At 42.3% G+C, this 13,843-nt stretch carries 14 protein-coding genes; 6 read left to right on the top strand and 8 right to left on the bottom strand.

Going from position 1 to position 13,843, the window contains the following annotated elements; all coding sequences use genetic code 11:
* The first annotated feature begins 25 nt into the window (after positions 1 to 25).
* The gene (locus FTU91_RS10135; RefSeq protein ID WP_180042909.1) at positions 26 to 319 is read left to right on the top strand and encodes a hypothetical protein; all 294 of its coding nucleotides are present in this window, start codon (positions 26 to 28) and stop codon (positions 317 to 319) included.
* Between the two features lie 395 nt (positions 320 to 714).
* The gene (gene adhP / locus FTU91_RS10130; protein ID WP_086196633.1) at positions 715 to 1,746 is read left to right on the top strand and encodes an alcohol dehydrogenase AdhP; all 1,032 of its coding nucleotides are present in this window, start codon (positions 715 to 717) and stop codon (positions 1,744 to 1,746) included.
* 76 nt (positions 1,747 to 1,822) lie between these two features.
* On the opposite strand, the gene FTU91_RS10125 is transcribed toward adhP, so the two are convergent.
* From FTU91_RS10125 to FTU91_RS10105, 5 genes are all read right to left on the bottom strand, one after another.
* Positions 1,823 to 2,431, bottom strand: coding sequence for a hypothetical protein (locus tag FTU91_RS10125; protein ID WP_180042911.1), 609 nt, complete (start codon positions 2,429 to 2,431; stop codon positions 1,823 to 1,825).
* Positions 2,432 to 2,592: 161 nt separating this feature from the next.
* The gene (locus FTU91_RS10120; RefSeq protein WP_180042912.1) at positions 2,593 to 2,976 is read right to left on the bottom strand and encodes an RcnB family protein; all 384 of its coding nucleotides are present in this window, start codon (positions 2,974 to 2,976) and stop codon (positions 2,593 to 2,595) included.
* A 488-nt stretch (positions 2,977 to 3,464) separates the two neighbouring features.
* Positions 3,465 to 4,010 (bottom strand): glutathione peroxidase, encoded by a 546-nt coding sequence (locus tag FTU91_RS10115; protein ID WP_180082090.1) that lies wholly within the window; start codon positions 4,008 to 4,010, stop codon positions 3,465 to 3,467.
* A 151-nt stretch (positions 4,011 to 4,161) separates the two neighbouring features.
* Positions 4,162 to 4,704 (bottom strand): hypothetical protein, encoded by a 543-nt coding sequence (locus FTU91_RS10110; RefSeq protein ID WP_180082089.1) that lies wholly within the window; start codon positions 4,702 to 4,704, stop codon positions 4,162 to 4,164.
* A gap of 189 nt (positions 4,705 to 4,893) precedes the next feature.
* Complete coding sequence (locus FTU91_RS10105) at positions 4,894 to 5,646, bottom strand: helix-turn-helix transcriptional regulator (RefSeq protein WP_180082088.1); 753 nt, start codon at positions 5,644 to 5,646, stop codon at positions 4,894 to 4,896.
* Between the two features lie 183 nt (positions 5,647 to 5,829).
* Between FTU91_RS10105 and FTU91_RS10100 the strand changes: the two genes are divergently transcribed.
* Positions 5,830 to 6,744, top strand: coding sequence for a DMT family transporter (locus FTU91_RS10100; protein ID WP_180082087.1), 915 nt, complete (start codon positions 5,830 to 5,832; stop codon positions 6,742 to 6,744).
* Positions 6,745 to 7,162: 418 nt separating this feature from the next.
* On the opposite strand, the gene FTU91_RS10095 is transcribed toward FTU91_RS10100, so the two are convergent.
* The 3 genes from FTU91_RS10095 to FTU91_RS10085 all read right to left on the bottom strand — a co-directional run bounded on the left by FTU91_RS10095 (position 7,163) and on the right by FTU91_RS10085 (position 10,169).
* Positions 7,163 to 7,732, bottom strand: a complete 570-nt coding sequence (locus FTU91_RS10095; RefSeq protein WP_166172014.1) for an L-threonylcarbamoyladenylate synthase — start codon at positions 7,730 to 7,732, stop codon at positions 7,163 to 7,165.
* 42 nt (positions 7,733 to 7,774) lie between these two features.
* On the bottom strand, positions 7,775 to 8,920 hold the full coding sequence (gene dprA / locus FTU91_RS10090) for a DNA-processing protein DprA (RefSeq protein WP_180042918.1): 1,146 nt from the start codon (positions 8,918 to 8,920) through the stop codon (positions 7,775 to 7,777).
* Positions 8,921 to 9,014: 94 nt separating this feature from the next.
* Positions 9,015 to 10,169: a LysM peptidoglycan-binding domain-containing protein gene (locus FTU91_RS10085; protein WP_180042919.1), complete on the bottom strand. Its 1,155-nt coding sequence runs from the start codon at positions 10,167 to 10,169 to the stop codon at positions 9,015 to 9,017.
* Positions 10,170 to 10,288: 119 nt separating this feature from the next.
* On the opposite strand from FTU91_RS10085, the gene def reads away from it, so the two are divergent.
* The 3 genes from def (at position 10,289) to FTU91_RS10070 (ending at position 13,435) form a co-directional block, all read left to right on the top strand.
* Positions 10,289 to 10,819, top strand: coding sequence for a peptide deformylase (def, locus tag FTU91_RS10080; RefSeq protein ID WP_086196623.1), 531 nt, complete (start codon positions 10,289 to 10,291; stop codon positions 10,817 to 10,819).
* A gap of 93 nt (positions 10,820 to 10,912) precedes the next feature.
* Positions 10,913 to 11,335 carry a DUF2946 family protein gene (locus tag FTU91_RS10075; protein WP_180082086.1) on the top strand — a complete coding sequence of 141 codons (423 nt, stop codon included), beginning with the start codon at positions 10,913 to 10,915 and terminating at the stop codon, positions 11,333 to 11,335.
* An 87-nt stretch (positions 11,336 to 11,422) separates the two neighbouring features.
* On the top strand, positions 11,423 to 13,435 hold the full coding sequence (locus FTU91_RS10070; RefSeq protein WP_180082085.1) for a TonB-dependent copper receptor: 2,013 nt from the start codon (positions 11,423 to 11,425) through the stop codon (positions 13,433 to 13,435).
* Positions 13,436 to 13,843 lie beyond the last annotated feature (408 nt).

Here is a 13,843-nt window from a genome sequence, read left to right as displayed (position 1 = left end):
CTACTTTGAACGCTTATGGTTTTAGATGAACCTTATCGAACATGAACCGCACTTTTGGGAACTTTACCAAGACTTTGAGCATTATTATCTCAGCATTGCAGTGGATATGAGTTCGGTCGTATCCTGCTGGGACTTGGTTTTAACGCAAGATGAAATCCTGGCTTATAAACAGTACGGTCGAAAGAGTATCGAGGAACTGGCAAAATCTATGGTTGCTGCAGCGTATAAAGGTGATTTTTCTGTTATGGAAAGTCGTCTAGCCTCATCTAAAGAAAAACAAGCGATGCAGGCTGCTTTTAAACAATGGCGTGTACAGTAAAATCCATGAGTCGGTAAGAATGAACCTCGTTGCTAAGATGAAAAATCACCCTTAATAATTTGTTTACTCTCTATAAATCTCATTAATAATCTGAGTTAAACGCGACATTTCTAGTTCTTATCCGTTGCCCGAATCCCGACTTTAGCAAGATCGGCTATGCCTTGCTGTTATTTATAGTCTTACCAGTGATTTTTTTCAAATCAGCTTCAAAATAAGAAACAATCATTTTAGAGCCGGCACACCTTGTACTGCTGAACGGCAAACACATCTAAAGTAATCAAATCCGATACAAATCCACTCATTTTGATTATTTATTGTTCTATATAGTAGGGTAGTAGGGCTGTGGCTCCTCTAACAAGAGTCTTCTCAGTATGCGTAATATGGAGAACATCAATATGGCGAATACAATGAAAGCCGCGGTGGTTACGGCATTTAACCAGCCGCTGCAAATACAAGAACTGGAAATTCCGAAAATCAGTCCGGGCAAAGTACTGGTGAAAATTATTGCAACAGGTGTTTGTCATACCGATCTGCATGCCATGCATGGGGATTGGCCGGTAAAACCGACTTTACCTTTTGTTCCCGGCCATGAAGGTGTGGGTGAAGTCATAGAGGTCGGTGAGGGTGTAGAGCATTTAAAGGTGGGAGATATTGTAGGTGTTCCGTGGCTGTATTCGGCATGTGGTCATTGCGATCATTGCTATGCAGGCTGGGAAACCTTGTGCAAGAAACAGCAAAATTCGGGTTATTCAGTGAATGGCAGTTTTGCTGAATATTGTCTGGCAGATGGTGACTACGTCGGCGTGATTCCTGAAGGTGTCGATCTGCTGGAAATTGCTCCGATTTTATGTGCTGGCGTGACAGTCTATAAAGGTTTGAAAATGACAGAGGCCAAAACCGGGGACTGGGTCGCCATTTCCGGGATTGGTGGCCTAGGTCATGTGGCAATTCAGTATGCTAAGACCATGGGCTTTAATGTGGTGGCAATTGATGTGGATGATTCTAAACTGGAATTGGCCAAAAACTTGGGTGCCGATGTGACCATTAATGCCCTGAAAGTGGATGTCAAGGAAGAAGTCATGAAAGCCACGGGTGAGGGTTGTCACGGTGTTTTGGTGACCGCGGTATCGCCAAAGGCATTTGAACAGGCTGTGGCAATTGTTCGTCGTGGTGGCACTATGGTTTTAAACGGTTTACCAGCGGGAACCTTTGACTTGTCGATTTTTAATATGGTGCTGGAAGGGATTACCGTGCGCGGCTCGATTGTTGGAACGCGTCTGGACTTGAAAGAAGCACTGGATATTGCAGCGCGCGGCAAGGTCAAGGCGCATATCCATGTAGAACCGCTTGAGAATATTAACGATATTTTTGAGCGTATGGAGCAGGGTAAAATTGATGGCCGTATCGTGATTGATATGAGACTTTAATCTTCAATTTAAACAGACCAATTCTGCAGGACCGCTGAATTGGTCTTTATTTTTAGAGGCTTTCTCTATAGGAGAATTAACTTTCCTGATCTGATTCACTTGAACCTGAATCATGCTGACCTGCAGGAATCATCATGCCGGCCAGTTTAATCATTTCCGTCTGGATCGTACCCATTTGTTGTTCAATTTTCTTGAAATCGACCTGAGTCAAGTCGATCTTGCCATTTAAAAACGGGGTGGCTAGTACTTGCTGATTGGCCTGCATTACATTTTGACGAATCGAATCAATTTCCTGGCTTTTCAGGTTCAAGCTGCTGAGAGCCTGATCAAAACCTTTTAACTGGGCTTTTAAGGATTCTGCAGTGCTTTGTAATTGCTGCTGATCATGATTGGAAACAGCCGCTTCTAAATCCGATTGGCTCTGTTTGAGCTGTTCAATATAGTCACCGGTTTTCAATTGCATATCGGCAACATCGCGGACAATATAAAACATGTTTCCGCTTTTCAGTTCGGTTTTATTAGCTGAGGCTTCTGTAGCTGACGGGGTAGAGACCTGTTCGGAGACTTCGCTGGATGTTTCATTTTCAGTTGAATCCGGTGTACTGGCTTGTTCACAACCAATCAGCAAAAGGCCCGCACTAAACATCACAAAAGGAGAAACCGCATTTTGGATGAATTTTTTCATATCTCTTTCATTTCAGCTTCAATCAATACCTCACAATATAGGGACAGAATGTGGAGAAAAAACTAATTGTTGCAAAGTGATAACAAATATTTTGAATATAAGTGCTTGAGTTATTAAAAAAGAGCGCTGCAGCGCTCTTAACTTTACATAAATGACTAAGCTCAATTTGTCATAATTTTCACAATACTGTGATTGAGCGTGTTAATCAGTACATAGTCGCCATTGACGCGAATCCAGCGCTGATTTTTGCCCGGTTTACTCAGATTTTTATAACGTTTATGATCAATTGCGTAGCCTTTACCATAATAATGTGAAGGAAGGGCTTGACCGGCTTTCCAGTCGTGGGATGGTTTTAAAACCCGGTTTTGTACGACTTCATGATGACGCTGTTCAGCGTGCTGTTGGCCATGTGTGTCACCCGGATGCATATTTTGGGCATGGTTGTTATTTTCATGGGCATGAGCAGGTGGCGCAGCGATTGCTGCAGGTGCTGCCAGCACGGTAGTGGTTAAAGCAAAGAGTCCAGCATGTACTAGTTTTTTCATGGGTTTACCTACGCTTAAAATAGCTGTCAGCCAATATTTTTATTTCACCTTTAAGTTAAAGAGAAAACGTGAATAATCTATTGTATAAATGTAATTTGCTGCCTGCTCTGAAGCATGAATGGCATGCAACTCTCTGAATCCCTTCCTTGATTTGAATCTGCTAATTTCTGGGGACAACCAGCTCCGATGTCCCTTTGCTGGCTGATCGGGAATTTTCAAAGTGGTATGGCAATCGGCTTTCATTATTCGTCAGTAGCGTGTTCTGTCTGGTGATGATTTTGCCTGGCATCTCATTCATGCGGCAGGTTATTTCACCGATATGATGATAAAAATTGCTGATAGAAATAGCCTGATGTTCGTTCAGTTTTGGGTCATGTTCAACAGACTTATGTCTGGACAGTTTTTTGAAAGTTAAGATGATTAGAGAAAAATAAAGCCGACTTCAGCCTGAATTAAACACGCTGAGCCGGCCGGTTTAGAGCATACTTTTATTTGGCAAGTTCAGCATTAATCGCATCAACAATACGCGGATCATCGGCTGTGATGTCCGGGGCAAAGCGGGCTTCCACTTCACCTTTTTTATTAATCAGGAATTTTTCAAAGTTCCATAACACTTCAGGCGGCTCATTTGGAGTCAGGCCATAATCGACCAGATCTTTCCACCAAGGTCCTTCGCCAATACGTTCAGGAATGGCCTGAGTCAGGGTTTGATAAAGTGGATGCTTATCTTCACCTGCTACGGAAATTTTAGAAAATAGCGGAAAATCCACCTGATAATTCAAAGAACAAAATTCCTGGATTTCTGCATCAGAACCCGGTTCCTGAGCCAGGAAATTATTGGCAGGAAAACCTAAAATTTCCAGCCCTTGGTCTTTCTTTTCTTTATACAGTTTTTCTAAGCCTTCATATTGCGGGGTTAAACCGCATTTAGAGGCGACATTCACCAACAGCAATACTTTGCCTGCATATTGATTTAAGGTGATGTCCTGTCCGGCAATGGTCTTGACCGGAATATCATAAACAGATTGGCTCATGAGAAAGTCCTTGAATATTTGAATTTGAATGACTGCTTTGTTTTAAAGCTTATTGTGTCGATCGACAAGTCTTTATTGAGATCTGGATGGTAATCTTTCATGCAGGGTAAATAAAAACAGGCCAATCGACCTGTTTTTATCATGCAATACCTTATTGTGCAGTTTTGACTTTGTTTTCCAGAGCCTGCATGTCGGCGACCAGTTCTTTTTGCAATTGCGTTGCCCGGTCTCGCAGTTCAGCAATTTTTTTCATATCCGGTTTTTCGGCAATACTTTCTTCAGAAAGTTCGATACCCAGATTATTGGATTCTTTAATTTTGCCACGTACTTTGTCTAGCTCGGTACTTTTCAGGGCTAAAGCATCCAGATCCCGGTTAAAGTTCGCAATATAGGTTTGCATTTCTGCAATGATCGTATTTAGTGCGGCTTTATCATTTTTTTGCGCAGCCTGATTGGCTTTATTTTGCAAGTCTAAAGCCTCTTTGGAGCGATTTTGGGAGAGGGTCTGGATTTCAATTAAATCATTTTTAATATCTTTGATATTGTTTGTACTCAGTGCTGCAGTTGCAGGTTGTGTACCTGCAGGGGAAGCGCTGGTAGCTGCTGACGATGCGGGTGCTTCATTTGGTTTTTTATCACAGGCCGTTAATGCCAGAGTGGCAACACAGAGTGAAGCCAGTAAGGGTGTTTTCATAGCGCATCCTTATAGATCCAATGACAACATCAGACCTAAAACATTAAAGACGTTAAGAAATATATGCTAGAGACTCCCTTTAATAGAGTGCTGTCATCAAAATGGCATAGGAGTTTAGCCCCTGACTAGGGCATTTTTGTTGTTAAGCTGCTGCAAATTGCAAAGCAGTTATTTAAGTTCATGTAAGTATTAGATATCACGCAGTTGTGCAGGTGTTTGTTCGGTATAGCGTTTAAAAAACTCAATAAAGCTGGAACTGTGTTGATAACCCAGCTCATAGGCCAATTTTTTCACGGTCATGCCTTGGCGAATTTGAGCGATCGCATATAAAATTTTAGCCCGATTGCGCCATTCCGATAAGCTCAATTGTAATTCTTGCTGGCTCAAGCGCAGTAAATGTCGTTCGCTCATAGGCGAGCCGCTGAGAAGTTGCTGCAAGCTCTTGTGAAATAGCTGTGGATTGGCCAATTGCTGTAATAGCGGCTTAAGCAAAACATGGTTGGTTTGCGGTAAATAGTGATCATATGCCGCTGCAGTTTTTAGTTGATCCATCAGTACCAGTAATAAATGCTGATAATGTAGTGTGGTTCTACCCTGTTGTTTTTGCTCTAAGATTTCATGTACCAAATGCCGAAGAAAGGGGCGAATACTTAAGGTTTTGGTACAAGCTGCAAAATGCTGACATAAGCAAGGATGTACTCGAATACAGATATAGTGGGTGATTTGTTCATCTAGTGCGATAGAGGTATGTGCTGTGTGTGGAGGGAGCCAGAGACCATAATTCGGTGGCGACAGATAAATTTGTCCTTCAATTTCATATTCCAAAATACCATTCAGACTAAAATTGAAATCACCCCATAATGAACTGTGTGGCGCAATAATTTCATCTTTCTGATAAAAGAATTCATCCACTTCTATATAGTTTTGAATCTGCTGGAGCATGTGAATATCCTTGATTTTTATGTATGCGTATATTCATGCCTGAAAGATCTTGGGTGTCATTTCAATCGTCACAACCCAATGCTTCAGTGTCCTGAGCGCAGTATTAATGTCTGAAATTCGATATTCTAATTATTTCAGACTTCAGTAAAAATAAAAACTGAACATTCAAGCAGGGTACAGGGCATGACACAGCAACACAAAACAGTCTGGTGGGCATTTGTTTTGCCATTACTTGCAGTTTTAATCTGGTCGATGAACATTACTGTAACCCGTTATGTGGCGGACTATATTTCTCCGGTTAGCATCAGTTTCTATCGCTGGCTGGTAGCTTTTATCGTCTTAACCCCGTTTATGCTGGGCAAGGTCTGGCGTGAACATCAGCTGGTTTTGACACACTGGAAGCAGCTCGCCGTTCTTGGTGCTTTTGGTATGGTGCTGTATCAAGGGTTGGGCTATAGCGCAGCGCATTATACCACTGCGACTAACATGGGCATTATCAATGCCTTTATTCCGGTATTTACCATTTTTGTGTCCATGCTCATGCTGAAGGATATGCCTAACCGTTTTGCCGTTGTAGGCAGCATGCTGTCTTTTGCCGGTTTGCTTTATGTCATGGCTCAGGGAAATTTTACCCATCTGCTGCAATCTGGTGGACATCCGGGCGATATCATGATGGTACTGGCGGTATTTTTTTATGCGTTTTATGGCGTTTTCCTGAAAAAATGGCAACTGCAGATTCCCTTGCTGATCAGTCTTTATGTTCAGATTATTTTTGCCTTGCTTTACCATTTTCCCTTCGTTTTATACTTGGGGCTGGATACAATTGATCAACACAATGTAAGCAGTGTGCTGTATGCCGGTATTTTCCCATCTTTGATTGCACCATTGGTCTGGATGTTGGCGGTACAGATGATCGGACCGAATCGCACCAGTATTTTTATGAATTTAATGCCGGTCTGTACGGCCATTATTGCCAATCTGTGGTTAGGTGAAGCATGGACCATGTATCACAGCATCGGTGGTCTGGTCATTTTATTGGGTATTTTATTGGCTCAAAAGAAAGATCGGGTAGTAACAACAGCAAAATTAAATGCATAAACGTAAAAATAATAGATTAAAAAACAGACAAATAAACTGGTTTTATCATTAATTCTTATGGAAATAAAGTCTGAGTCGTAGTTTTAAAAAAGTATTTAAAATGGATATTTAGCTAAAAGATAATTAAAAAATAGTAAGATAATTTAAATTATTAATAAAAAGTGATAAATATTTGATAGTTTTTAGCTGCCTTTTAAGATAAATAATATATTTGTATAAAGAAATTAATTATTACATAATATTTATATCGTGAATGTTTAAGTTATTCTTAACAATCTTTAAACCTTCGCAACCAGATTTACATACCCTCTGGATGTGATTTATGCACATCCTTTTTATGCTCAACCATCCCTATATGGTTGAGCTTTTTTTTGCCTGAAAATAATATTCAGCCCGTATTATATCAAAATGATCCGCATTAAGCGCGGATCACTTCACCTGTTTCAGCATCCACAATACGGCTAGGTTCTTTGCTTAAACCTAAATCGCCATTTAAATAATCTACCTGGCTGGAAAAATATTGGCTGGCTTCCTGAAGGGAGCGGGCAGGGTTTTCTCCTGCAGGATTGGCACTGGTCGAGACAATAAAACCGTTAAAGGCATTGCACAGTGCGACACATAAGGGGTGGGTAGTGACCCGCACCGCTACTTTGGGATGGTTGCCTTTAATCCATGCCGGAATATGGTTACCTGCAGGTAACAGCCAGGTGGTTGCACGTTCAGTCGGAGAGCGATGACTCCATGAATCAATGACCTGTTGGCGCATTTCCGCAGTCAGCGGTTTTAACAGATGTTCTACCTGTGCAATTTGTGCTGCCAGGAGAATTACCCCTTTTTCAATGGGACGTTGCTTTAAACGTAGAATTTCCAGGAATGCTTGTTCGTTAAAAGGATCACAGCCTAAGCCCCAAACTGCCTCTGTGGGATATGCTAAAACATGTCCCTGTTTTAAACATTGAGCAGCTTCGGCAACAGAGGTGCTAATCATCAGACCTTTCTCTTCAAATTGATTAAAGCGCTATTGTGAACCTTATTTGCCTGGACGACAACGTAGATACATGCCAGCTTGTTGGGTGCACAAGCCAAGTAATTCCAGTTCCATCAATTGACTGGTCAGGGTGGCAATGTCTAACTGCAGTTGAATGACCAGTTCATCCAGATGTTGTCCGATCCAGTCTAGCTGATTGTACAAAACGCTTAAATGCGCTGGCAGTTCGGGTTGGGTATCCAAAGGGGCAAGTTTGCTGGCCTGTTCGCTGTGCTGTTGCGTATGCCATTGTGTCGGCAGGGCCAGATCTTCAATCACCTGTTCAGGATGATCCACTAAAATGGCACCTTCACGAATCAGTTGATGGCAGCCTTGATGATGCTCGCTATAAATATGTCCTGGAATGGCAAAGATCAATTTGCCTTGTTCCGCTGCCCATTTCGCCGTGATTAAAGAACCACTTTTCAGTGCAGCTTCTGCCACAATCACGCCGAGGCTTAAGGCACTGACAATGCGGTTGCGCCGCGGAAAATGCTGCTGTAAAGGAGGGGTTCCGGGTAAGAACTCGGTGATTACCGTACCGGCCTGAGCAAGAATCTGCTGTCGCAACGGCTGATTTTGACTGGGATAGGTCAGGTCTAGGCCTGTACCCATCACGGCAATGGTGCGATTGTGCTGCAAAGCACCCTGATGGGCGGCTTCATCAATGCCTTGTGCCAAGCCACTGCTGATATAAAAGCCTTTTTCACTGAGATAATAAGCAAAGTCATAGGCCACCTGGCGTCCGTGATTGCTGGGTTTACGGCTACCGACAATGGCAATTTGTGCTTGTAACAGGGTTTGGACATTGCCCTGGCCAAACAGGATCGGCGGCTTATCGGCATAGGGCAGTAGTTGCTGCGGGTAGTGTGCATCATCCTGCAACAGTACAAAATCACTCTGTTTTTGAATCAGATCAATACAATGCTGAAATTGCCGCTGTGATTCAGGAAGATGAAAATCTCGCAGCCGCTGAATATGATTTTTGTGAATGCCAAGTTTTTGCCATGTTTCAATTTGGTCAGGCTGTGTTGCTTCGGCCAGATGGGTATAGTATTCCTGGATTTTATAAAAGCTGGGCAGAGAGTGCTGTACCAGAAACCATAAACGAATGTAATCCAGCTGCAAGGCGCTTAAGGAATTGAGCATAACGAGACCTTTAAAGATATCTTCTTTTTATTGTTTAAATTATTGTTTAAAAAATAAGGCTGAATCTCAGCCTTATTTTATTTTGATTGAAGGATTATTCATCCATTAGTGGTGGCTGGATGCCAGCACCGACTTTAATTGGCAATTCGCTATCCAGTACATAGGCATAACTCAGGTTATCAAAGCTCTTGAATACCATGATGTTACCAATGTGCTGTCCAGGGAGTTGAATACGCTCTTTGGTTTTCGGGTCAGTCACGACTTCGCCTTTCTGGCTCACCGTCAATACCTGTCCAGCTTGAACGCCTTGCAAACTACCACGGTCAATCGTCACTACACTGTGTTTCGCAGCAGTGCCAATTGATCCCATCACGCGAACCACTTGGCCACCGGCAACCACATCTTCAGCATTGGTTGGGTAGAATAAGGTTGGAAGCATTGGATCGTATTCAGGCAATACACGGTCGCCACGACGAACTTCAGCATTATAGGTATCTGTCAGTTCAAGCGTAGTAATGTCATTTTCACCACGGATGGCAATGCCAGATGCCACCTGAATCAATTCAAGACCGGCATTGTATTTTTTGCCTTTTGCATCGGTAAACATATACGGTTCACCTTCACGGTAAACGGCATAGCGTTGGCCCACTTCCAGACCATTACCGCGCGCATATACTGTTTGACCTTGAGCCGCCAGAACACGTTGGTCCGCCGTGCCTAAAATGTATGGCGTACCTGTGATGGATTCAGGTGCAACAATGGTGCTGCGTTCTAACCACTGCTTGATGTGTTCCAGCGGAATGACTGGAATGGCATTGTTTAATGATTCTACCCGAACCTGAGGTTGTAACTTGGTGCCACCGGTATAACGACGGATAATCCCTTCACAGCCATCACCTTCATCTTTACCAATAATTGGTTTGCCGTTATAGGTACACATGAGCAGGCGGTCGCCCGGGAAAATCCAGTGTGGGTTTTTCACATGTTTATTGCTGGCCCAGATTTCAGGCCAACGTACTGGATTCTTCAAAAATCTTTTGGAAATATCCCATAAAGTATCGCCTTTTTTCACCACATAAACTTGTGGTGCTCCGGCTTTTAATGCAGGTGGATTGATATTACGAGCAGGTGCTGCTTCAGCAATGCTGACCATGCCGGCCCCAACACTTACACATACGGCAAGTGCCAACAATTGTTTTTTAAACCCCAAGGCACTAAAAGTTGGCATGCCCTTCAAAACCTTTTTCATTATCATAATTCCTAAAATTATGTATGTAGTTGCGTTATAATAACGATATTACACACATTTTTTTGATGAAGCATTCCTTCATTTTGTTTTTTGATCAATGGCATAAGTGAGGACACCGTATGGCCTTATTACCTATTTTAAGTTTCCCGGATCCCCGTCTGCGTACCATTGCTAAACCAGTCGAAGAAGTTACTGATGAAATTCGTCAGCTCGTAGCCGATATGCTTGAAACCATGTATGAAGCCCCAGGTATCGGTTTGGCTGCTACACAGGTGGATCGTCATATTCAGCTGATAGTCATGGATTTATCTGAAAATAAAGATCAACCCATGGTCTTTATTAATCCCAAAGTTACGCCATTAACTGAAGAAACTCAGCCTTATGAAGAAGGCTGTCTGTCAGTGCCCCAAATATACGATAAAGTTGAGCGTCCGTCACGTGTAAAAATCGAGGCAATTAACCTTGAGGGTCAATCATTTGAGCTGGAAGCAGACGAACTTCTCGCTGTTTGTATTCAACATGAAATGGATCACTTAAATGGTAAATTATTTGTTGATTATTTATCGCCTTTAAAACGTCAACGTGCACGTGAAAAAGTGGAAAAAGTAGTGCGTCAGCGCCAAAAAGAAAAAGTCGCGGTGAAACGCTAATCCATACAACTTCCGGATTAAATAGTTTAAAAAAAAGCCCAATTTAAATTGGGCTTTGTTATACTGGCCGCCGACAAATTTTAGGATTTGCCTGTGCTTTTTCGTAGTGGTCTACCGCTATCTTGTATAGCCGTATTTTTACAGATTGCTGTGTTTTTACAGCCTTTGCTGCCGAAGCAATATCAGATTGCTCCGGTCTGTGAAACCATTACGCGTGCATTATTGCAAAAACCTGCTTTACCGTACATTTCCGCATCCACACATGCACATCATCAGTTGCATCAAGATCATCAACAGCAGTCTGTAGAACATAGCCATCAAGATGCCGATCATCAATGTCAGTATTGTACTGTCTACGGTAATTTGGTTTTGCCTCCTGAACTGGAGGTCAAAGAAGTTTTAGACCGTATTCAAGTACGCTTATTGGCATTCCAGAAGACTTTTAGTCATGTCTGGTTTGTTTTACAGCGACTCTTTCTTCTGCCCCAAGGGCGAGCCCCACCACTATTTGCATAAATCAAAAGGTATTTTCGGGTCTTGACTGACTCTAGCCCTTGCGCTGCTTCAACCGCAGCTCATATTTATGTATTAGTGAGATTGAAAATGGCTCAGCCAAAATTCTTTTTACAGCCACTTGCGGCTGCGATTTGTGTTGCCGGTTATTCAGCGGCTGTATTTGCCGAGCAACAAACGACTACTGTTCAAACCTTAGCGCCGATTGTGGTAACTGCTCATCAGGGCAATGATGCCAATGGTTTGATTGTGCATGCCGATCCCAAACAGCCGATCCAGCCGATTCCGGCGACAGATGGTGCAGATTATCTGCAAAGTATTGTCGGTTTTAGTTCAGTCAATAGCGGTGCCGGAACCAATGGGGATGTGACCTTCCGTGGTATGTTTGGTTCACGGATTAAAATTTTGACCGATGGTACGGAAAACCTCGGGGCATGTCCAAGTCGTATGGATTCACCGACATCTTATATTTCCCCAGAAAGTTATGACCGGATTTCGGTGATCAAAGGGCCACAAACGGTGCAATATGCCAATACCGGTTCGGCTGCGACGGTTATTTTTGAGCGTGGTCCGGAAACTGAATTAACGGCTGAAAAAAATTATCGTGGTCAGGCCAGTGTGCTGCTCGGTTCTTATGGTCGTCTGGATCAGAATGTGGAAACGGCAATCGGCGATGAAAAAAAATATATCCGCCTGAATACCAATCGTTCTGTGTCGGATAGTTATAAAGATGGTGATGGTACCACTGTTCCATCGGACTGGGAACGCTGGAATGCCGATGTTGCATTGGGTTGGACACCGGACGAAAATACATGGATCGAACTGAGTGGGGGAAAAGCCGACGGTGAAGTGGTGTATGCAGGACGTGATATGGATGGCTCTAAATTTGCCAGGGAAAGTCTAGGCTTGCGATTTGAGAAAAAGAATATCAATGATGTGATTAAAAAAGTTGAAGGGCAAATCAATTACAACTTTAACGATCATGTCATGGATAACTATAGCTTACGAGACGTTCCTGCTGCTGATAAATCCATGAATGTTACGCGCCGTACGCTGAATACCCGTCTTGCAATGACCAGTGAATGGGACAAGTTTCAACTCGTATCAGGTGTGGATTCACAGCAAAACCATCATGCTGGTGGGATGAGCTCTGCCATGATGACTATGCCAGTGAAGACAGATATGAAGTTTAATTCCTATGGGGCATTTGGTGAACTAAGCTATCAGATGACTGAACAACATAAGTTGGTCGGTGGTGCACGCGTTGATGATGTTAGTGTGGAAAAACTTGCAAAAGGGGTGAAGCGGACTGAGACCATACCAAGTGCCTTTTTACGCTTAGAAAGCCAGCATCCAGATCATAATGCCAAAAGCTATCTTGGTCTTGGCTATGTTGAACGCATGCCGGATTATTGGGAACTTTTTAGAACTGATTATGAAGGTACGATGCATACCTTCAAACGCTTAGATACTGAAAAAACCTTACAATTGGACTTAGGTTATCAGCATCAGCATGGTGCATTAAATACTTGGGCTTCAGCTTATGCCGGGCTAATCAATGATTTTATCTTGATGACTTATGATCCAACCAAGATGACCAGTATGATGGCCAATGCAGCAGATTCACGTAATGTGGATGCAACCATTGCCGGTGCAGAAGCGGGTATTGGTTATCAGTTTACCGATGCAATTCAGGCGGATGTGAGTGCGATGTATGCGTGGGGTGAAAATACCACAGACAATACACCGTTACCACAGATAGCACCTTTAGAGGCACGTATCAACTTACGTTATATTCAAGACAACTATACTCTGGGTGCATTATGGAGAATAGTGGATGATCAAAGCCGTGTCAGCCAGAATCAAGGCAATATTGTTGGTAAGGACTTTAAGGAAAGCGCAGGTTTTGCCACTTTATCCCTAAATGGAACTTATCATTTACGAGATGGTGTTGATTTGTCAGTCGGTATTGATAACGTGCTTGATAAAACCTATACCGAGCATCTAAATAAAGCTGGCAGTGCTGGCTTTGGTTTTGATAGTGATGAACAGTTTAACAATATTGGACGTAACTATTGGGCACGGGTGAGTATGAAGTTCTAATTTGTCTTTAAATTAGGCAAAAAGCAGGAGTATTCTCCTGCTTTTTTGGTTTTTTATTTTATAAAATTTATATTTTTCATGGTTTTAGGTTGAAGTTACATTTCTAAATAAAATAATGAATATTTTTATTTAAATAATTTAATTATATAAAACATATACTTATTTATTTTCTGGTTTATAAAATAGACACCCGATTCAACTCCTTTTAAAAAGGAGTTGCAAGCACATTAAAATGCTGTAGAATGCACATCCATCGGCGGTGATGAAGATTAAAACTTCTAATAAAACAGCAACTTAGCACGAAGTGTTAAGATTGGGTTTTAGAAAGAAAGTTTAAAACAATTTGAATTACTGATTGACACTGAGAATATCTAGTGTAATATAGCCGACCTAGCTTGCTGGTGACGA

This window comes from Acinetobacter sp. YH12201 (assembly GCF_013418145.1).
GTDB lineage: Bacteria > Pseudomonadota > Gammaproteobacteria > Pseudomonadales > Moraxellaceae > Acinetobacter.
The sequence above is the reverse complement of the archived record's forward strand: the minus strand, read 5'-3'. Positions and strand labels throughout refer to the sequence as shown.